This window comes from Archaeoglobus sp. UBA230, assembly GCA_002507545.1.
Lineage (GTDB): Archaea > Halobacteriota > Archaeoglobi > Archaeoglobales > Archaeoglobaceae > Archaeoglobus.
Genome location: DAVR01000026.1, coordinates 23,331 through 41,772, shown reverse-complemented (window position 1 = coordinate 41,772; position 18,442 = coordinate 23,331). Strand labels below are relative to the sequence as shown.

The window sequence follows — 18,442 nt, the reverse complement described above, 5'->3', positions numbered from 1 at the left end:
CAATATCTTAAAAATTCGTTTTAGGCTCTCCTTAAAGCTCTCAGACCGGTGAAATTCGAAATTCTTATATATTGTTTCAAAAGACGAAGGCTTGGATTTATAGGAGGTGAAGTAATGTCAGAAACTCCTTTGCTTGATGAATTAGAAAAAGGGCCTTGGCCAAGTTTTGTAAAGGAAATCAAAAAGACAGCGGAGATAATGGAAAAAGCTGCAGCTGAAGGAAAGGACTTAAAAATGCCTAAGGGTGCAAGAGGATTGCTGAAACAGCTTGAGATCTCGTACAAGGACAAGAAAACCCACTGGAAGCACGGTGGTATTGTTTCAGTTGTGGGTTATGGTGGCGGAGTTATTGGTAGATACTCCGACCTTGGAGAGCAGATTCCAGAAGTTGAGCACTTCCACACGATGCGTATTAACATGCCGACTGGGTGGTTCTACACGAGCAAAGCCCTCAGAGGTCTGTGCGATGTCTGGGAGAAATGGGGAAGCGGTCTAACGAACTTCCATGGTTCTACTGGAGACATAATTTTCCTTGGAACGAGAAGTGAGTATCTCCAACCATGTTTCGAGGATTTGGGCAATCTTGAAATCCCCTTCGACATTGGAGGCAGTGGTTCTGATCTGAGAACTCCCTCCGCATGTATGGGTCCAGCACTCTGTGAGTTCGCCTGCTATGACACTCTTGAACTCTGCTACGACCTCACAATGACCTATCAAGATGAACTCCACAGACCAATGTGGCCATACAAGTTCAAGATCAAGTGTGCAGGCTGTCCAAACGACTGTGTGGCTTCAAAGGCAAGGTCTGACTTCGCAATTATCGGAACTTGGAAGGATGAGATTAAGATTGACCAGGAGGCTGTGAAGGAATACGCAAGCTGGATGGACATTGAGAAAGAGGTCGTGAAGCTCTGCCCAACCGGAGCGGTTAAATGGGATGGCAAGGAGCTTACGATTGACAATAAGAACTGTGTAAGATGTATGCACTGTATAAACAAGATGCCCAAAGCTCTCAAACCGGGAGATGAGAGAGGTGCAACGATCCTCATTGGCGGTAAGGCACCGTTCGTTGAGGGTGCTGTTATCGGATGGGTTGCAATACCCTTCGTAGAGGTAAAGAAGCCCTACGACGAAATCAAGGAGATACTTGAGGCGATCTGGGACTGGTGGGACGAGGAAGGTAAGTTCAGAGAAAGAGTTGGCGAAATGATCTGGAGAAAGGGAATGAGGGAGTTCCTGAAGGTTATTGGAAGAGAGGCAGACATCAGAATGGTGAAGACTCCGAGAAACAACCCATTCATGTTCTTCGAGAAAGAGGAGTTGGTATCATCAGCATTTACTGAAGAATTGAAGAAGAGGGGGTTGTGGTAATGGTAGTTGAGGGTGTTAAGACGGATTTTGGTCCACCATATTTCAAAGACATGCTTCATCCGGTCATTGCCAAGAACTACGGTAAGTGGAAATACCATGAGGTAGTGAAACCAGGAGTTATCAAGAGAGTTGCCGAGAGTGGAGACGTCATTTATGTTGTGAGATTCGGTACACCAAGACTTTTGAGTATCTATACCGTAAAAGAGTTGTGTGACATCGCAGATAAATACTCTGAGGGGTATCTGAGATGGACAAGCAGAAACAATGTAGAGTTCTTCATTACAGATGAGAGCAAGATTGATGATCTGATAAATGAAGTGAAGGAAAGGGTTGGCTTCCCCTGTGGCGGAACATGGGATGCCAGCAAGGGAGAATACGGACTCTCGAATATTGTCCACACACAAGGATGGATTCACTGCCACACTCCAGCTATTGATGCGTCCGGTATTGTAAAGGCAGTTATGGATGAACTCTATGACTACTTCACAGACCACAAGCTGCCTGCGATGTGCAGAATCAGTCTTGCATGCTGTGCGAACATGTGTGGAGCTGTTCATGCTTCAGATATAGCCATTGTCGGTATCCACAGAACTCCACCAATACCTGACGATGACGCAATCAGAAGAACCTGTGAGATACCATCAACCGTTGCGGCATGCCCTACCGGAGCCCTTAAGCCAGACATGAAGAACAAGACGATCAAGGTTGACGTTGAGAAATGCATGTACTGCGGAAACTGTTACACAATGTGCCCCGGTATGCCACTCTTTGACCCGGAGAACGATGGTTCTGCGATAATGGTCGGTGGAAAAATCTCCGATGCAAGAAGAGTGCCCGAACTTTCGAAAGTTGTAGTGCCATGGGTGCCGAACGAGCCACCAAGATGGCCAACACTCGTCAAGTATGTCAAGCAGATTCTTGAGGCATGGGCAGCCAATGCGAACAAGCACGAGAGATTGATAGAGTGGGTTGACAGAATCGGCTGGGAGAGATTCTTCGAACTCACTGGGCTTGAGTTCACCCAGCACCTGATAGACGACTACAGAATTACACCTTACTTCTACAGCGAGTTCAGAACAACAACCCAGTTCAGGTGGTAAGCTTATAAACAGACTTATCAAATTTTTTTAAGGTGACCTAAAATGGTGGATTATACGGAAGAAGACAAGCAAAAGGTTCTGGGACAACTTGGTAAGAAAACTTGGAAGATTCCTGAGCTTGCGAAGATACTTAAAATGGACAAGAAGGTTGTGAAGAAAATTGTCCAGGACTTGATTAATGAGGGCGTAGCAGCCTACTGGTCTTCTGGCTCTACAACATATGTGTCAACCAAAGAACATATAGAAGAACTTGAAAAGAGGAGGGCAGAAGGTTAAACTTTCTTTTTTATTTTATGGATTCTACGACCCTAAAAGTTTTTAAGAGAAGATTCTGGCTAAATCCGGTTCTTTTCCTTGAGGTTTCGAGGATAAAGAGTGGACTTTCGAAATGTGCACTACCCCAAAGGGTGTTTGAACCCAGTTTTTCAGTTTATGAGCAGCTGAACAACAATTTCGCCCGCTTTCTGGGTCATGAGAGTGAAGTTGAGGAGCTTTTTGAAACTGCTGAAATTGTTGAGGAAATGGCACTGAACTCGGTTGATCCCGCCCTTATAAACGCCATTTCTGAACTCGACCTCAACGTAGTCCCAGTTGTAGTCTTTGCAAACCGTGTTTTGACAAGAGAGGCGTTTTACCCCGAAATCCAGTTTTTTGTCTCCAAAAATGCTGCAGATTTAAGAAGATTGAAAAAGCTCGAGAGGAAAATCCTCGAGGGCAAGCTTGAGTTTGGAGAAGGAAGAGATAAACTTATAAGGACTGAAGGAGAAATTCTGGGATATCCAGAGTGCTGTGTTGACAATTACGTCGAGAGCAAGAGAGTTTTTCCAGCTGAAAGCAGGTTAATCCTCGAGTGCATTGAACACGGGGTTTTTGATACTGTTCTCAATGCTTTTAAAAAATCTCAAATTGTCTCATTGCCTCAGTTTTTCACCTCGAACTTCTATCCATGCAGTGTTGAATGTAAACAAGCAAAAAGGGTAGGTTTGAGGATTGAGGAATGGCTCGAAGAGTATGGGGACACTTTCAGGCTAAGGAGTATGGTAAATGTTCTCTATCATCTGGTTACAGGGTATAAAGCTTCAAGAGTCAAAGATAATTTTGGAAAAAGACTCAAGAGTTACTACTCAAGCCTCGAAAGACAGGATGTGGAAGTTATCAAAGCGGTGTCTCCCTATATCACCGATCTAACCCGGTTCGCAAACTTGTTTATCACAAGAGTACTGAGTTTTTCCGATCAATTCAAAGAAAATCAAAAAAATTAAATACTCCACTCTTGCCACAAAGGATGGATTCTGGAGGTGATGCTAAATGGTCGAAATAGTCGTTGATCAGGACAAATGCAGCGGATGTGGCGAGTGCATTTCCGTCTGCCCCGGAGGAGTTTTTGAATTCAACGACGACGGAAAGAGCTATCCAGCAAACCCTGACGAGTGTCAGGAGTGCTGCTCCTGTGTTGAAGTTTGCCCCGAAGGGGCCATAACAGTTGACGTTTGCGAGTAAACTTTCTTTACCATTTTTTCGATTTCCTGTAGGATTTCCTCGATGCCCTCTCCAGTTATAGCTGAGTAAGCAATCCTGTCCCGCTGGTTGTGCATGTCTGCCTTGCTGTAAACCTCAAGGGTTGGACGCTTGAAGTAGCCTCTGATCTCTTCAAGAAGGGAAAGCTGCTTTTTCAGCTCATAGCCGCATGTCTCTGTTGGATCAAGGATGAAGAGAATAATATCTGCGAGATGTTTCAGGCTGAGAATGGCTCTCCTTTCTATTGCATTTCTCTTGCTCAGAGGCCTGTCAAGCAGTCCGGGGGTGTCAATTATCTGAACCTTTTTCCCACCAACCTCTGCGAACCCTACATTGATTTTTTTGGTAGTGAAAGGATAGCTTGCAACCTCAGGCTTGACGGTCGAGATTCTCGCAACTAAGGATGACTTGCCAACATTAGGATAGCCAGCAACAACAACAGTTGGTACATCGAGTAGGATGGGTATCTCCCTCATCCTGTTCTTCGCGTCATTAAGAAATCTCAGTTCGTCGTCAATCTGCTCTATGATGGACGCAACTCTACCATAAGTGGCTTTAACAACTGTTGAGGGATTTTTACCACCCTTGATCTCCCTGATACTTTTCGTCACAACCTTCTGAATCATGCCATCTGCCCACTTCAGCGCTGCAAGAGATTTCTTCAGCTTTCTGATGCCCACGATGACATCAACCATTTCTCGATAAAATTCTGGCAAGTTGTCATAACTCGGATGGGATTCAACAATCCTCTTGAAGTAATCCTTTGAGACGTTCGAGATGGTTGAAAGCTTGTTTAAAGCCCTCTCCTTTGGGTCTCTGCCTTCAACCTTGGCCGCTCTCCTGAAAATCTTATCTATCAACTCCTCTGCCGTTAGCACGGTTGGTAACTTTCTGAAATCCTGCATCTGCTTTAGTTGATCTGAAGTATTATTTCTTTTTCCTCGCCACTATCATTTTAGCTTCTCCGAGATTAACCACATCAAGGATTTCAAAGTCCCTTTTAACCAGTTCCTCAATATATTCTTCAAGGCTGAGATCTTTTTTGAACGTATATTTTTTCTCACTTTTTTCAATCTCACCAAAACACCACAGGTTCCACTCCAAATCGCACAGATCAATTTCCTTACTATTGTTCCAGAAATACTGCTTGTTCACGTAAATCCCACCGGTTTTGAGGGCATTTTTTATTTTGTATATCATTCCAATGTTTTTCCCGCTTGGATTGTAGGATGAGAAGACAATGTCGTATCCACTTCCAATATCGTCCTTGAAGAAGTCGCCAGCAACGAACTCCACTCTCTCAGCTCCGTATTTCTCCGCATATTCCCTACCTCTCTTGACAACTTCTGGTAGATCAAACACCACTGCCTTTAATTTGGGATTCAACTTGGTGAATGCTACCGAGTAGAGACCGTGTCCCCCACCGAGATCAATGAGTCTTCTCGCTCTTCTGAACTCCTCGTATTTGGATATCACTTCAACAGTCTTCTGCAGCTCACCAAGCAAAGAATGCTGAGCCATCGAATGGATTACCGATTCTGAAAAGAACTTTGCCCTGTCCACTCTAACTGGCCCCTCCTTTACTATTTTCTCAAGGTTTTGCCACATTTCAAGATCAGAAAAATGCTTTTTCAAAAAGTTAATCTGGGAGTACTGCGAGTCTGCACATAGAAACGTTCTCGAAATCTCAGAGAGTGCGTACTTATCTCCTCTTTTTACAAGCAATCCGGTATTTACAAGACATTCCAGCATAAGTTTAACAAGCTTGTGGTTTCCATTAAATTCCGTTGCCACTTCACCGGCAGTTTTAGGATTTTTCAGTGTTTCAAATAAATTGAGTTCGATTGCAGCCCGAAGTAGCTGGATTTTTCTGAAACCGTCACTCCATTGCTGAATGAGACCTTCAAATTCAGATGCTTGTTTGGGAATTTCCAACATGTCAATCACCGGGCAAAATAACGGCTTTCCCATTCATCCGCACGACCTCAACATCAACCCCGTAAACAGCCTTTATGTTCTCCTTGTTGAGAACTTCAATCCCACCAGAAGCAAAAATTTTACCGTTTTTTATCATCAAAATCCTGTCAGCGTAAAGAGAGGCAAGATTCAGATCATGCATGGTCGAGATCACAGAAATGTTGCTCTCCTTGGCAATCTTTCTAATTAGCCTCATGATCTCAATCTGATTTTTAACGTCGAGATTGTTTGTTGGCTCATCCAAAAGCAGAATTCTCGGCCTCTGAGCCAGAGCTCGCGCTATCATAACCTTCTGCAGCTCTCCACCACTCAGTTCATTTAGTCTTCTGAAAGCAAGCTTTTCAAGACTCAAAAGAGACATCACATCTTTAACAATCCTGTAGTCCTCATTCGTCGGACCAAAACCCATATAGGGTTTCCTGCCAAGCAAAATAACATCAAAAACTGTGAGAAAACCTGTATCACCTCTTTGTGGCACATATGCGAGCTTTTTAGCCAACTCTCTCTTTGAAATATCATTCAAACTTTGGTTTTCAACCAAAATTGCTCCTCTTGGCTTCAGAATTCCGGCAATGCACTTAAGCAGGGTTGTTTTTCCACTCCCGTTGGGTCCGAGGATAAAGATAACCTCGCCCTCTCGTGCTTCAAAATTCAGATCATTTAACACAGGCTCTGAATTGTATGAGAAGCTCAAGTTTTTGACCGTAATCATTCAATCACCTCCTTTCACCTCCAGCTACCCATCAAGAGCAGATATATGAACACTGGAGCACCCACAAACGCTGTAACGATTCCGACAGGAATTAAGACTGGCGAGAGGACAGTTCTGCCAAACGTGTCGGCGATAAGTAAAAGGGTAGCTCCAAAAACCGTGCTGAAAGGAATCAGATATCTGTGATCTCCACTGACTGAAATTCTGATGGAGTGCGGAGCGACAAGTCCTACAAAACCTACGATACCAGTAAAGGAAACACAGATTGCTGTAAGAAATGACGAGAGCAGGAGACTTTCAAGTCTGACTCTTTGGGGATTAACTCCAAGCGATATGGCAGTCTCATCGCTCAGCGTTAGAGCGTTGTAGTCCATACGCCTGAAGATGAAGTAGGTGGTGCAGACTGCAAATGCTGAAAGGATAATGTATATCTCATTCCAGTTCGTTCTTCCCATGTCTCCGAAAGTCCAGAAAACAACCGATGCTACCATAACGTCTTCGGCAAAGTACTGCATCAGCATCGTTGCAGCCTGAAAGAGGGATGCCATTGCAACTCCTGCAAGAATCATCGCTTCAGGGCTAAGATCCCTTATTTTTGAAAGTGTGAGAATTACAGAAACGCTGATCAGGGAGCCGAAGAAGGCAAAAAATGGGACAAGATAAGGGTTTAGAATCGTGATGCTCTCTCCAGTTCTGTGCATCAGACCAGCTCCGAGGTAGATAATTGCAAAAGCAGCTCCGAAGGCTGCACCCTGCGAAATGCCGAGAGTGAATGGAGATGCGAGGGGATTTCTCAGGATGCATTGCATCACAGCTCCACTTACAGCAAGGCTCGCCCCCACAAGTATGGTGGTCACTATTCTCGGCAGCCTGATGTCCCATATTATAGGAGAATCGGTAGCAAGAGAACTGAAAACTTCCTGAGGAGTGAGGTTATACGATCCTATGCAGAGGGAGGCTATAAACGAAAAAATTAGGGAAGTTACCAGCACGATTTCCGCAGTTCTTATTCTTCTGCTGTACTCTATCATGATTCGAAGATGTCTGCTATATTTTTGAACCCTCCATAATGCTCAGCCATCTCCCCGTAGAGTTCCTTGCCAACAAAGAATTTGAATATCTCATTCGCCTTCTCTGCAGGGTTGATATCGGCAAATCTATCTGGGTAGAGAACTTTGCCTATAAAGTAAGCGTCTGCTATTGCAATCTCTATGTTCGTCGTGTAGTAGTTGAATGGGAGTATTCCGTAAACCTCACCATTTTTGAAGGCTCTTAGAGATTTGTATACCTCCGGACTCTTCTCGTAGTCAATCAGAACGAGATGCAGGTTGTTTTCGTCAAGAAAGATTATGTCCGGATCCCACTCCAGAAGCTTCTCCTTATCAATGAAGAAAGCTCCACTCTTGTTTGCCTCACATGCAACGTTCTTTGCCTTTACAGCCATGAACGGTGGGAAGTTGCACTGAGTTGACTCTATTCCGTGTCCACCTTTGAATCCGAGAGCGCCGACGTAAACCGTTGGTTTTGCATCATCCAGAACCCCTTCAACCCTCGATGATAGGTCACTGTAAGCAGAGTTTACAAAGCTGATTATATCTTCAGCCCTCTTTTCCTTACCGAGAATCTTACCAGCCAGTCTTAGTGAATCGTAAATCTCCTGAGCTTTGAAGTTTCCAAGCTCGCCGTAGCTCAAAATCACAACTGGCACACCGGTTTGCTGCTGGAGAGCATCAGCTCTGCTGGCATCCATATAGCATGCAAAAATCACGTCAGGTTTGACGGCAACAATTGCTTCAGCATTAGGAGACGGGCTTGGACCACCTTTTCCTATAATGGGCTTCTCAGCAAGCTCTGGATGTGCCATTCTGTATGGCCTCCCCATCGCACTCCATGCCGTCTCAGCATCCTCAACACCTACAACCATATCTGTTGCATTCAGATAAACAATCAATCTCAAAGCTCCGGGGCCTACAGCAACAATCCTATCAACTTTTTGAGGAACTTCAACTTCTCTTCCTATCAGGTCTGTGACTTTAACGGTATCAACTTTGTTCTCATGGCTCTGCGAGCATCCGGCAACCAGAGATGCAAGCACTACTATTGTTAGCAGAATCGGCAATTTTTTCATCTTCTCACCTCCGAGTTAGCTATCAGGTTAACAAGCTCTTTTGCCTCCTCAATCAACGGCACCTCCTCTCCGAGAAAACATGCCTGATAGATTTCTTTGCTTAGGGGAACGTAAGCATCAGCATTGATCAGACCTTTTGTCTCATCATTAACCTTGTTTGCAACCGTAGTCACCCTCTTTCCTAATTTTCTACCCATATCTGCAATTTTCTCTGCAAGTTTTATTGACTCATAGCTCGGCTCAACAATCGCAACGATTACATCACATCCAGCTTCGACACTCCTACCAAAATGCTCTATTCCTGCGTCAGTGTCAACAACCACAAACTCATCATCTTCAAGCCTTAGAGCTTGCAGAAATTCCCTCGTAACAACTCCCATTGGACAGGCACATCCCTCGCCAAACTCGTGAATCTTCCCTATCGCTATCACGGCTATACCATCATTTCTTTCGACAAACTCTTCAGGAAGCTCGTCAAGGCTGAGCTCGTCGAGCATTCTTGCTTCTTCTTTCCACTCTGACTGAATTGCCTTGAAAAGTTTCTCTCTTACTCCGCTTTTCCCGCCAAGCCACTCCATGAAGTCTTTTGGCTGTTTAACTCCTAAATTTCTGTGAATTCCGAAGTTTGATTCATCAGCGTCAACAACAAGAACTTTTTTACCTCTACCTGCCAACTCTTTAGCTATGAGAGCAGAAATGACACTCTTTCCACACCCTCCTTTCCCGCAGACAAGTATTTTCATCGTCAAATTTGCTCTTACAATGTATTAAAAGATTTCTGATTAGTATTAATTAGAGTGTAGAACAACTATAAATTTTACGAACTTTCTCAGCTGACCAACCCGTAAATCTTGAGATAATCTTCAAAAACCACACTGATCACACTTGCTAATTCGAATGAGACTTTGTATGATCAACAAAATAGAAAAAATAAAAAATTATCTACGAATACCTAACCTCTTCAAAACCTGCGTTGCCCTCTCTTGACCAAAGTATTCGTAAACTCCTCCCTTGCTTCCGGGCTTTAACGATGGATCACCGAGATAGCCTGCATCAACGAGCTGCACGAGTAGCTTTGGTGGTGCCCACTTCGGGTCTTTTGTTGCTTCGAACATGGTCTCGTATATCTTCAATCTTGTGTCCAGCCCCACTAAATCCCCGGTCTCAATCGGGCCCATCGAGTAGCCGTATCCGAGCATCATTCCAATGTCAATGTCCTGCGGTGTTGCAACCCCCTCCTGCACCATCAACAAAGCCTCCTTGCCGAGCACCAACCCAAGACGTGATGTTGCAAAACCGGGAGAGTCATTCACAACTATCGGCACCTTTCCCAGTTGAACGAACCACTCTTTAATATCGTTGACAACTTTCTCATCACTCAACAAGCCCTTCACGAGTTCAACCAGCTTCTGAATCTGAGCGGGGTTGAAGAAGTGAATGCCGAGAAACTTTTCGGGACTGCTGACTGCCGAAGAAAGTTTTGTTATGCTGATTGACGATGTGTTGGAGCCAATAATCGCATTGTCTACTATGCCATCAATCTCTTTTAAAACCTTCAGCTTCAGGTTTACATCTTCAAAAACTGCTTCGATAATCATCTCACAATCCTTCAAAGCCGAATACTCGGTAGAGGTCGTAATCCTGTCCAACACAGCGTTCATTTCCTCTTCTGTAATCTTCCCCTTCTCCACAAGTCTCTGCAGACCAAATCTGCCTGCCTTAATCGCCTCAATACCTTTCTTCAGGGAGTCTTTGCTGACATCAATCGCAACAACCTCCAAACCCTTCTGAGCGAAGAACTGGGCAATTTGTGTGCCCATCAACCCGAATCCAACCACACCTATTTTCTTGAACATGCTAACACCTCAACGACCCCTAAACTCGGGCCTCCTTTTCTCTAAAAACGCCCTCATCCCCTCTTTTGCATCCTCGCTTGCAAAGAGCAGCGAAAAGAGACTCGCCTCATATTTAAGCCCCTCCTTTAGTGGCATAGTGAGTGATGCGCTCAGAGCCTTCTTGGCAATTTTGACCGCAAGAGGCGATTTCTCTACAATCTTCCCTGCAACTTCCTTGGCTTTTTCCATCAACTCCTCATGCTCAACGACCTCATCAACAAGCCCAATTCTAAAAGCGGTCTGAGCATCAATTATCTCTCCGGTCAAAACGAGTTTCTTAGCCATTCCCAATCCTACAAGTCTTGGCAGTCTTTGCGTTCCACCAGCACCCGGCATTATACCAAGGTTGATTTCAGGCTGTCCGAACTTAGCCTTCTCACTCGCAATTCTAATGTCACAAGCCATTGCAAGCTCGCATCCCCCTCCAAGGGCGAATCCATTGACGGCTGCTATCACAGGAATTTCAAGCTCCTCTATTCTACTGAAAAGCTCTGTTCCAAGTTTTGTTGCTTCAAGAGCTTTTATAGGGTTTCTCTGGAGAAGCTCGTTGATGTCCGCCCCTGCGGCAAAAGCCTTTCCACTTCCGGTTATAATCAGAACCCTTACGCTTTTTTCAGCCTCTTCGACAACATCTCTGAGCTCAACCCTTGTTTTTGTGTCCAGAGCATTCAACTTCTCTGGTCTGCTCAACGTTGCAATCCCGATCTGACCTTCAATCTCGAACTTTACTCTCTCTCCCATTTTTATACCCTCCCTATGAGTCTTCTCGCTATAATGAGCTTCTGAATCTCTTTTGTCCCCTCATATATCTCCATAAGTTTCGCGTCCCTGTAAAAACGCTCAGCCGGGTATTCTCCGACATAACCATAGCCACCATGAAGCTGTACACACCAGTCTGCAACGTAAACTGCAGTTTCACCAGCAAAACACTTTGCCATTGAGGAGAGTTCGGGTTTTGGGTCTCCTTTGCTGCAGTGCCATGCAGCCTGCCATGTGAGTAACCTTGCAGCCTGAATCCTCATAGCCATCTCTGCGATCTTGAATTGGGTGTGCTGGAAGGCGGCGATTGGCTGTCCGAACTGTTTTCTCTGCTTGACATAGTTAAGCGCAAGTTCAAAAGCACCCTGAGCTATTCCAACTGCTTGAGCAGCAACCCTTGGCCTCGTGTGATTGAAGAACTCCATCATATAGTAGAAGCCCTTACCCGGTTCACCAAGTATATTCTCCTCCGGCACCCTAACATCTTTCAGCACGATCTCTGCTGTATCACTTGCCCTTAAACCCATCTTGTTCTTGATCTTCGTCGCCTTGAATCCCTCACTTCCACTCTCAACGATTGCAAAGGTTAATCCGTGGTGCCTCTTCTCTCCTTCATAAGTTCTCCCCAAAACGAGAACGAAGTCGCAAACGCTGCCATTTGTTATGAACATCTTTGTCCCATTAATGACCCACTCGTCCCCCTCCTTGATAATCTTGGTTTTTACATTTGCCACATCACTGCCAGCTTCAGGCTCTGTTGTCGCCATTGCCGAAATACCGTTTTTTTCAGTCACCCATCTCAGATACTTCTCCTTCTGCTCTTCAGTGCCAAAAAGAATCAGCAGCTCTGTTCCAAAGGTCGAACTCAGACATGCATTGCCAATCCCCGGACTAACCCTGTAGAACTCTTCGGTGACCAGAGCCTCTTCAAATAAGCTCAGCCCCATTCCCCCATACTCTTCTGGGATTTTTACCGTTGAGAATCCGAGTCCCCTCGCCTTTATCACAAGTTCCTTAGGATACTTCTCCTCCCTATCACACTCCTCCATAATTTCAGGGGTAAACTCCCTCTCGGCAAACTCTCTTGCAGCTCTCCTTATGTCCTCCTGTTCAGGAGTTAATTTAAAATCCATCAAATCACCTCGAAATAAACCTTCCAAACCCCTGTTTCGTCTTTTCCGGTCTTTATCCTGACTCTATCTCCAACCTCCACATCTTCAGCCCATCCCATAATCTTCACATCTCCAAAGCTTGCAATGGCTATCGTGTAGGGCTTATTCCACTCAAAACCCTTTGGGATAGCATGGACAGTCGTAAAGGCTTCAATGATACCCTCTCCGTCAACTTCAACCCACTCTACCTCTCCACCACAAAGACATTCTGCTCTTGGTGGATAGTAAGTTTCACCACATTTCTTGCAGGCTGTCTTGTAGACAATCCCACCCTCAAGTCCCTTCCAGTATTTTGAGATTCGTGAAACTGGAATTTTGTGCTTTATCAACAACTCGCGGCTCTCGATAAACACCCTCTCACCTCCTGAAGAGCATAACAAAAGCAAAATGCCCTGTACCACCAACGTTGTGAATTAGGCCCCTGTAATTCTTCAAATCAACCTGTAAATCTCCTGCCTCCTCTCTGAGCTGCTTTACAACTTCATAAACCATTGCAACTCCTGTTGCAGCTAAGGGGTGTCCTTTCGCCTTCAACCCACCAAAGGTGTTTACCGGCAACTTCCCACCAATGTCGCTTTCTTCCATCTCAACGAATTTCCCACCCTCACCCTTTCTGCAGAACTTGAGGTCTTCATATGCCATGATCTCAGCTATGGTAAAGCAGTCATGCACAGTTGCCATGTCAAGCTGCTTAACCGGGTCATCAATTCCTGCCCTCCTATACGCCATCTCCGCAGCAAGAACCGTCGCCTTTAGTCCTACAAAACTCTCTCTATTGGTCATATTTGATGTGTCGGAGGCATAGCCAGCAGATTCAAGCCAGATAACGTCATCTATTCCAAACTCCTTTATCTTCTCTTCACTCGCTAAAATTGCCGCTGCAGAACCATCACTGATTGGAGAACAGTCGTAGAGCTTAAGTGGGTATGTTATCACCCTCGAGTTCAATACATCCTCAACAGTTATCTCCTTCTGGAAGTGGGCTTTAGGATTCTTTGCTGCGTTTCTATGAGCTTTAACTGCCACCATTGCCATCTGCTTCTCACTTGTGCCAAATTTTGCCATATGTGCGGATGCATGCATCGCATAGTAACCGGGAAAGGTTGTGCCATACTGATGAAATTCCCAGAGGTAGTTCCCTGCTCTGCCACCAATAGCAAGAGAAGTGGCGGTATCAACTTCAGTCATCTTCTCCACTCCAATGGCAATGGCAACATCTGCCATTTTCGAGGCTATTGAGGTGTAAGCCGTGTAAACAGCAGCTGTTCCTGTTGCACAAGCTGCCTCCACTCTTAAAGGCCCTTTTCCCGCAAAACCGCAGTATTCGTTGACAGGAACAGCAGGCATCAATTCATAGCCTCTGGTGTTTACACTCCCGACAACACTGAGATCAATATCATCCTGAACCATTCCTGCATCATCAAGAGCCTCTTTTACCGCTTCATAAGCAAGTTCTTGAATGGTGACATCATCCCGTCTCCCGAACTTAGAACAACCTACTCCGACAACACCTACCCTCATTAAGAAGGGTTTGCTCGATAATATATAATACTTTCGTGATATATGAACGTATATGGCTGATGACTACACAAAATAAGAATAAATAGTTCTCTCAACCAATAATCGTTCTTCTGTGGTCCTTATGGGTTCTCGATGATATGAAAGTGGTCAGATGGTTGATCCGAATACCCCTCTTCACAAACCACTCCATGAATTTTCTTCTCTCCTCTCTGAACTCGTCAATGTCTTTGTATCTCACTATTAGACACAGATCGTAGCCAGAACCAACCATTTCGAGTATGTTCTCGACAAAATCGAGCTTCTTGAAGTGCTCGATTACATCGTCAACCTTAGGTTTGGAAGTAATGTCGAGATCGATTAGAATGACGGCAAGCATACTCAAACCGAGCTTCTGGTAGTTTGCCCTCCAGTAGCCTTCTTTAACCTTTATAAGATACTCATTTTCTTCGAGAACTCTTACCCTGTTCTGAACTGTCCTCAGAGTTATCCCAAGCATTTCAGCGATTTCACTCTGGGTTTTGCCCCTCAAAATATTTTCGATGATTGCTTTGTCGGTTTCATCAAGCTGACCCTTTCGCATGGTATGAAAATTGCATTTAAAATATAAAAACTTTATGTTAGCTATTAAGTGACAATCTGTATCCATATCATCAAATAAAAAAGATTACAGTCTTATTTCAGCCCATTTATCATCATTTTCAGCAACTCTTACCCTAACAACATTTAATCCTCTCTTTTTCAGCTCGTTGTAGACATGAACGCATATATTTTCCGAGGTGGGTATCTCTATAATCTCATTGATGAGTGCGTGGTCAAACTTCGAAATTACCTCATCAACTACCTTTTTCAGGTCGAAAAAGTCCATAACCATGCCATCTTCCTTGACCTCCCCAGCTATTTCTACCTCTACCTTGAAGTTGTGTCCGTGTATCTTACCGCACTTGTAATGACCAGGTATGCTGTGAGCAGCGCTGAAAGATGTTGATATTCCTATAACCATCTTTTCCATTCATCTCACCCCCAGATACTTGTGCACTTGTGGTATTACTCTGGTGTCAGCAAGTTCTATCATCCTGTCCTGCAGCTTAAGTATTTTTTCCACTCTAACTCCAAACACGGGCTGCAAAACGAAACCGAAAACGTATCTCTTTATCTCTTCTGCTGAACTCAGAACGTCGTCTTCATCAAATTTCTCAGGGAGAACTATTTTGCAGAACGTTCTCCTCTTTTTTGTGTTTTTTAGAATTCTGAAACACTTTATGGTATTCTCAAGAACTGTTTGATAGTCGGAGATGCCAGATTCCTTGACCTTCAAATCTCCCGCAACATAGTCAACAAATCTGAGCCTCTTCGCCTTTTCGGGCAGCGTCATGTTGGATTCAAGATAGAAAGGTCTTGTTTTTTTGAGAGAGGTGATGAAATCAGCCTGAAGTAAGGGTTCTCCACCCGTGAAGCAGATTGAGTGAACCTTTGATTCATCTATAAGCTCCTGTACGTAGGATGTGGAAACTGGATTGGGTATTTTTTTATTCCCTACATAGTCCAAGCAAATTTCAGAGCTTTTGGGAGTATCACAGTAGTAGCAGTTTAAATTGCAGCCGGAGAAGCGAATGAACAGTTGCTTAACGCCAATATAATACCCCTCTCCTTGGATGGATTTGAAAATTTCAATCAGATTCGCTCTCATTTTTCATCCTGTGGTATATCTCGATGGCCCTTTCCCACTCTTCGTTAGTCAGTAGAGGGTCTTTTGCGCTGTTCGTCATGAATGCCTCAGTCCTCTCCAAGCATGTTCCACAGCTTAGGCACGGCCTCTCGCCACCCTCGTAGCAACTCCAAGTGAGTTCATATGGGACATCCAGCCTGAGACCGAGCTTTACAATGTCTGCCTTAGTCATGTCAACAAATGGTGCTTTGACCTCTACCGGATTCCAGAGGTTTCCGAGATAGACGGCGGTATCAAGAGCTTTAACGAATTCCTTGCGACAGTCTGGATAGATACTATAGTCGCTCAGATGTGCGGCGTAGTATACCTCCTTCGCGCTCATCTTCACTGCATAACCTGCTGCAATAGAGAGTAAAATCATATTTCTGTTGGGCACAATCGTTATTTTCTGACTCTCTTCGGTGTAGAATTTTTTTGGAATCTCTTCTTTTCCTGTCAGAGCGCCAAAAGAAATTAGGTCATGGATTGTGGAAATATCAACGGTAATGTGCTCCACCTCTCCTCTCGATTTCGCATTCTCAGCCACTTTTTTAGCACTCTCAAGCTCTTTGGAGTGCTTTTGACCATAGTAAAATGTAAGGGCATAAACTCTGTATCCTTTATCGAGCAGATAGTAGAGGAGAGTTGAAGAGTCAACACCTCCGCTAAGCAGCATTACGCATTTCATGATTTTTGTTTTTGCAGATTGTATAAGAAACCATCGAATACCACAATCTTCATAAATCCAATTCGTGAAAAAACTTTCAGGCGGGGGTTGCCGAGCGGACAAAGGCGCAGGATTGAGGGTCCTGTCCCGTAGGGGTTCGAGGGTTCGAATCCCTCCCCCCGCACTTTTCGAGGACGATGAACTTCTCACACACCTCTCAGCCTCCTGTATTCCTCAACCATCTTCTCGAAATCCTCGCGAACTAAGCCCTGCCCACTCTCCAAAGGCTTAAAGAAAGTCTTTGGAATGGTGAATCCGTTTACACCTTCTCTTCTGTTAAATTCGTATGTCAGCTTCCAGATTTCATCTCCGATCACTTTAAGCTGATCAACACTGTAGTTCAAACCGACAATTTCAAGCAATCTTGCAATCTCATTCCAGCCCATTCCTATTGTGGGCAGGCAAAGAAAGCGGCAGTATACGAGCGAATCAACGACACAGTAGAAGTCTTCCAACTCCTTTACCAGTTCTGCCTGCCCTTCTGAAGAAAGTCTGTCAACCGTTCCAGTCAAATTTGGTCTGTAAGCGCAGCTTCTCATGTGGCATGCCCCCCTCTGGGAAGATGCATATGCCAGAGCCATTGCGTAAAGGCTCCGTGGTTCGTAGCCCGGTGGTTCGAGACCCTTTACATGAACAGGCTCAACTCCAGCTCCGAGCTTTTTTGCTGCAATTCTAACACCTTCAGCCAGAACATCTCCTATTCCTTCACGAAAGGCTATTTGTCTTAAAAGATCAGCAATCACCTCTGCATTGCCAAAGTTTACCCTCTCGCTAACTTCTCCTCTATCACCGCAAGCCATGTAAAAGGCAACAACGTTGCCAGCACTTATTGTATCCATACCGTAGCGGTCGCAGATGTCGTTAGCCTGCATTATCGCCACTGGATCGTCCACAAAGCAGAGTGAACCAAAGGCAAACTGGGTCTCATACTCAGGCCCTTCAACTTCAATTCCTTTTGCCCTTCGAAGCTTACCACATGCAACACTGCATCCGAAACACGTGATGTCTCTTACAATGTATTCCTTCAGCTTTTCTGCGCCGATATCCTCATACTTATCGAATTTTCCTGACTGCCAGTATCTGGTCGGAAGAGCCCCAAGCTCATTTAAAAGTGCGGAGATGGATGGAGTTCCGTATTTCTGCATGCTTTCAAGCTTGATCACGACGTTCTCCTTTACCCAACTCCTGAACTCTGTAAGGGCTTCTGGATTTGCTACTTCCATCTTCCTGCTTCCTCTGACAACGATCGCCTTCAGTCTCTTGCTGCCCATTACAGCCCCACCACCACACCTGCCAAACTGCCTCCCTCTGCGATGCGTTATGCAGGCAAATCTTACAAGGTTCTCTCCAGCCTGCCCTATGCACAGAACCTCTCCTCCTTCATCTCTTATCAGAATTTCCTCTGTTTCATAGCAGTTCTTTCCCCATAGATGCGTGGCATCCCTCACCTCAACTTTGTCATCATCCAGAACAACGTAAACAGGCTTTTTTGCCCTTCCCGTTATGAAAAGGTAATGAACTCCAGTCTTTGACATTTCGTGAGCTATAAAGCCACCACACTGTGATTCACCATATCCGAATGTGAGGGGAGATTTGAAAACTGCCGTCATTCTGGAAGCTCCTGAAAGTGTAAGACCGTTTAAAGGTCCAATGGCAAAAATTATTGCGTTTTCCGAATGGTATGGGTCAATTCCTCTCGGAATGCTGAACAGGAGCTTTGTTGCAACCCCCTTACCCCCTATCAAAGACTTCTCCCAGTCCTTTGGTATCTCCTCACACTTGTATTCCCCGCTGCTGAGGTCAAGGCTAATAACCTTCATAACTGTCTTTAAGAAACAATCTTTAAAATTCCTTTTC

The 18,442-nt window shown here is 44.8% G+C and carries 21 protein-coding genes and 1 tRNA gene; 6 read left to right on the top strand and 16 right to left on the bottom strand.

Annotated elements, in window-relative coordinates:
• Window positions 1–114 precede the first annotated feature (114 nt).
• From dsrA to BP688_RS07125, 5 genes are read left to right on the top strand one after another with little or no spacing between them, the layout of a single operon-like run.
• Complete coding sequence (gene dsrA, locus BP688_RS07145; RefSeq protein ID WP_290596310.1) at window positions 115–1,371, top strand: dissimilatory-type sulfite reductase subunit alpha; 1,257 nt, start codon at window positions 115–117, stop codon at window positions 1,369–1,371.
• Entirely contained in the window at window positions 1,371–2,471 is a 1,101-nt protein-coding gene (dsrB, locus tag BP688_RS07140) for a dissimilatory-type sulfite reductase subunit beta (RefSeq protein WP_290596311.1), read from the top strand. Before dsrA ends, dsrB begins: the two co-directional genes overlap by 1 nt.
• A gap of 42 nt (window positions 2,472–2,513) precedes the next feature.
• Window positions 2,514–2,747 carry a dissimilatory sulfite reductase D family protein gene (locus BP688_RS07135; protein WP_290596312.1) on the top strand — a complete coding sequence of 78 codons (234 nt, stop codon included), beginning with the start codon at window positions 2,514–2,516 and terminating at the stop codon, window positions 2,745–2,747.
• 17 nt (window positions 2,748–2,764) lie between these two features.
• Entirely contained in the window at window positions 2,765–3,733 is a 969-nt protein-coding gene (locus tag BP688_RS07130) for a DUF483 domain-containing protein (RefSeq protein WP_290623620.1), read from the top strand.
• A gap of 46 nt (window positions 3,734–3,779) precedes the next feature.
• Window positions 3,780–3,971 (top strand): ferredoxin family protein, encoded by a 192-nt coding sequence (locus BP688_RS07125; protein WP_290596314.1) that lies wholly within the window; start codon window positions 3,780–3,782, stop codon window positions 3,969–3,971.
• Here BP688_RS07125 and BP688_RS07120 read toward each other — a convergent pair.
• The 15 genes from BP688_RS07120 to queC form a co-directional block, all read right to left on the bottom strand.
• Complete coding sequence (locus tag BP688_RS07120; RefSeq protein ID WP_290596315.1) at window positions 3,905–4,894, bottom strand: NOG1 family protein; 990 nt, start codon at window positions 4,892–4,894, stop codon at window positions 3,905–3,907. The genes BP688_RS07125 and BP688_RS07120 overlap by 67 nt on opposite strands.
• Before the next feature lie 22 nt (window positions 4,895–4,916).
• Window positions 4,917–5,960: a methyltransferase gene (locus BP688_RS07115; RefSeq protein ID WP_290624575.1), complete on the bottom strand. Its 1,044-nt coding sequence runs from the start codon at window positions 5,958–5,960 to the stop codon at window positions 4,917–4,919.
• On the bottom strand, window positions 5,929–6,678 hold the full coding sequence (locus tag BP688_RS07110; protein WP_290596317.1) for an ABC transporter ATP-binding protein: 750 nt from the start codon (window positions 6,676–6,678) through the stop codon (window positions 5,929–5,931). Before BP688_RS07110 ends, BP688_RS07115 begins: the two co-directional genes overlap by 32 nt.
• 14 nt (window positions 6,679–6,692) lie before the next feature.
• On the bottom strand, window positions 6,693–7,709 hold the full coding sequence (locus tag BP688_RS07105; RefSeq protein ID WP_290596318.1) for a FecCD family ABC transporter permease: 1,017 nt from the start codon (window positions 7,707–7,709) through the stop codon (window positions 6,693–6,695).
• Entirely contained in the window at window positions 7,706–8,806 is a 1,101-nt protein-coding gene (locus BP688_RS07100) for an iron ABC transporter substrate-binding protein (protein ID WP_290596319.1), read from the bottom strand. Before BP688_RS07100 ends, BP688_RS07105 begins: the two co-directional genes overlap by 4 nt.
• The gene (locus BP688_RS07095) at window positions 8,803–9,549 is read right to left on the bottom strand and encodes an ATP-binding protein (RefSeq protein ID WP_290596320.1); all 747 of its coding nucleotides are present in this window, start codon (window positions 9,547–9,549) and stop codon (window positions 8,803–8,805) included. The genes BP688_RS07100 and BP688_RS07095 overlap by 4 nt, the downstream gene beginning before the upstream one ends.
• A gap of 195 nt (window positions 9,550–9,744) precedes the next feature.
• Entirely contained in the window at window positions 9,745–10,662 is a 918-nt protein-coding gene (locus BP688_RS07090; protein ID WP_290596321.1) for a 3-hydroxyacyl-CoA dehydrogenase family protein, read from the bottom strand.
• A gap of 9 nt (window positions 10,663–10,671) precedes the next feature.
• Window positions 10,672–11,442 (bottom strand): enoyl-CoA hydratase/isomerase family protein, encoded by a 771-nt coding sequence (locus BP688_RS07085; protein ID WP_290596322.1) that lies wholly within the window; start codon window positions 11,440–11,442, stop codon window positions 10,672–10,674.
• Window positions 11,443–11,444: 2 nt separating this feature from the next.
• Window positions 11,445–12,593, bottom strand: coding sequence for an acyl-CoA dehydrogenase family protein (locus tag BP688_RS07080; RefSeq protein WP_290596323.1), 1,149 nt, complete (start codon window positions 12,591–12,593; stop codon window positions 11,445–11,447).
• The gene (locus BP688_RS07075) at window positions 12,593–12,985 is read right to left on the bottom strand and encodes a Zn-ribbon domain-containing OB-fold protein (protein ID WP_290596324.1); all 393 of its coding nucleotides are present in this window, start codon (window positions 12,983–12,985) and stop codon (window positions 12,593–12,595) included. The genes BP688_RS07080 and BP688_RS07075 overlap by 1 nt, the downstream gene beginning before the upstream one ends.
• Window positions 12,986–12,989: 4 nt before the next feature.
• Complete coding sequence (locus BP688_RS07070; protein ID WP_290596325.1) at window positions 12,990–14,153, bottom strand: thiolase domain-containing protein; 1,164 nt, start codon at window positions 14,151–14,153, stop codon at window positions 12,990–12,992.
• Window positions 14,154–14,244: 91 nt separating this feature from the next.
• A complete protein-coding gene (locus BP688_RS07065; RefSeq protein ID WP_290596326.1) occupies window positions 14,245–14,733 on the bottom strand; it encodes a winged helix-turn-helix transcriptional regulator in 489 nt (162 codons plus the stop codon).
• An 84-nt stretch (window positions 14,734–14,817) separates the two neighbouring features.
• Window positions 14,818–15,162: a 6-carboxytetrahydropterin synthase QueD gene (queD, locus tag BP688_RS07060; protein ID WP_290596327.1), complete on the bottom strand. Its 345-nt coding sequence runs from the start codon at window positions 15,160–15,162 to the stop codon at window positions 14,818–14,820.
• Window positions 15,163–15,840, bottom strand: coding sequence for a 7-carboxy-7-deazaguanine synthase QueE (locus tag BP688_RS07055; protein WP_290596328.1), 678 nt, complete (start codon window positions 15,838–15,840; stop codon window positions 15,163–15,165).
• Window positions 15,821–16,546, bottom strand: coding sequence for a 7-cyano-7-deazaguanine synthase QueC (gene queC / locus BP688_RS07050; RefSeq protein ID WP_290596329.1), 726 nt, complete (start codon window positions 16,544–16,546; stop codon window positions 15,821–15,823). Before queC ends, BP688_RS07055 begins: the two co-directional genes overlap by 20 nt.
• 80 nt (window positions 16,547–16,626) lie before the next feature.
• Here queC and BP688_RS07045 point away from each other — a divergent pair.
• A tRNA-Leu gene (locus tag BP688_RS07045) sits at window positions 16,627–16,709 on the top strand.
• Window positions 16,710–16,731: 22 nt separating this feature from the next.
• On the opposite strand, the gene BP688_RS07040 is transcribed toward BP688_RS07045, so the two are convergent.
• Window positions 16,732–18,405 (bottom strand): aldehyde ferredoxin oxidoreductase family protein, encoded by a 1,674-nt coding sequence (locus tag BP688_RS07040; protein ID WP_290623618.1) that lies wholly within the window; start codon window positions 18,403–18,405, stop codon window positions 16,732–16,734.
• Window positions 18,406–18,442 lie beyond the last annotated feature (37 nt).

Coding starts and splice junctions, on each gene's coding strand:
- BP688_RS07120 (WP_290596315.1), bottom strand. CDS start 4,894: ATGCAGGATTTCAGAAAGTTACCAACCGTGCTAACGGCAGAGGAGTTG.
- dsrB (WP_290596311.1), top strand. CDS start 1,371: ATGGTAGTTGAGGGTGTTAAGACGGATTTTGGTCCACCATATTTCAAA.
- BP688_RS07085 (WP_290596322.1), bottom strand. CDS start 11,442: ATGGGAGAGAGAGTAAAGTTCGAGATTGAAGGTCAGATCGGGATTGCA.
- BP688_RS07080 (WP_290596323.1), bottom strand. CDS start 12,593: ATGGATTTTAAATTAACTCCTGAACAGGAGGACATAAGGAGAGCTGCA.
- BP688_RS07110 (WP_290596317.1), bottom strand. CDS start 6,678: ATGATTACGGTCAAAAACTTGAGCTTCTCATACAATTCAGAGCCTGTG.
- BP688_RS07065 (WP_290596326.1), bottom strand. CDS start 14,733: ATGCGAAAGGGTCAGCTTGATGAAACCGACAAAGCAATCATCGAAAAT.
- BP688_RS07105 (WP_290596318.1), bottom strand. CDS start 7,709: ATGATAGAGTACAGCAGAAGAATAAGAACTGCGGAAATCGTGCTGGTA.
- queD (WP_290596327.1), bottom strand. CDS start 15,162: ATGGAAAAGATGGTTATAGGAATATCAACATCTTTCAGCGCTGCTCAC.
- BP688_RS07040 (WP_290623618.1), bottom strand. CDS start 18,405: ATGAAGGTTATTAGCCTTGACCTCAGCAGCGGGGAATACAAGTGTGAG.
- BP688_RS07095 (WP_290596320.1), bottom strand. CDS start 9,549: ATGAAAATACTTGTCTGCGGGAAAGGAGGGTGTGGAAAGAGTGTCATT.
- BP688_RS07100 (WP_290596319.1), bottom strand. CDS start 8,806: ATGAAAAAATTGCCGATTCTGCTAACAATAGTAGTGCTTGCATCTCTG.
- BP688_RS07070 (WP_290596325.1), bottom strand. CDS start 14,153: ATGAGGGTAGGTGTTGTCGGAGTAGGTTGTTCTAAGTTCGGGAGACGG.
- BP688_RS07125 (WP_290596314.1), top strand. CDS start 3,780: ATGGTCGAAATAGTCGTTGATCAGGACAAATGCAGCGGATGTGGCGAG.
- BP688_RS07130 (WP_290623620.1), top strand. CDS start 2,765: ATGGATTCTACGACCCTAAAAGTTTTTAAGAGAAGATTCTGGCTAAAT.
- BP688_RS07090 (WP_290596321.1), bottom strand. CDS start 10,662: ATGTTCAAGAAAATAGGTGTGGTTGGATTCGGGTTGATGGGCACACAA.
- BP688_RS07115 (WP_290624575.1), bottom strand. CDS start 5,960: ATGGGAAAGCCGTTATTTTGCCCGGTGATTGACATGTTGGAAATTCCC.
- dsrA (WP_290596310.1), top strand. CDS start 115: ATGTCAGAAACTCCTTTGCTTGATGAATTAGAAAAAGGGCCTTGGCCA.
- BP688_RS07135 (WP_290596312.1), top strand. CDS start 2,514: ATGGTGGATTATACGGAAGAAGACAAGCAAAAGGTTCTGGGACAACTT.
- BP688_RS07055 (WP_290596328.1), bottom strand. CDS start 15,840: ATGAGAGCGAATCTGATTGAAATTTTCAAATCCATCCAAGGAGAGGGG.
- queC (WP_290596329.1), bottom strand. CDS start 16,546: ATGAAATGCGTAATGCTGCTTAGCGGAGGTGTTGACTCTTCAACTCTC.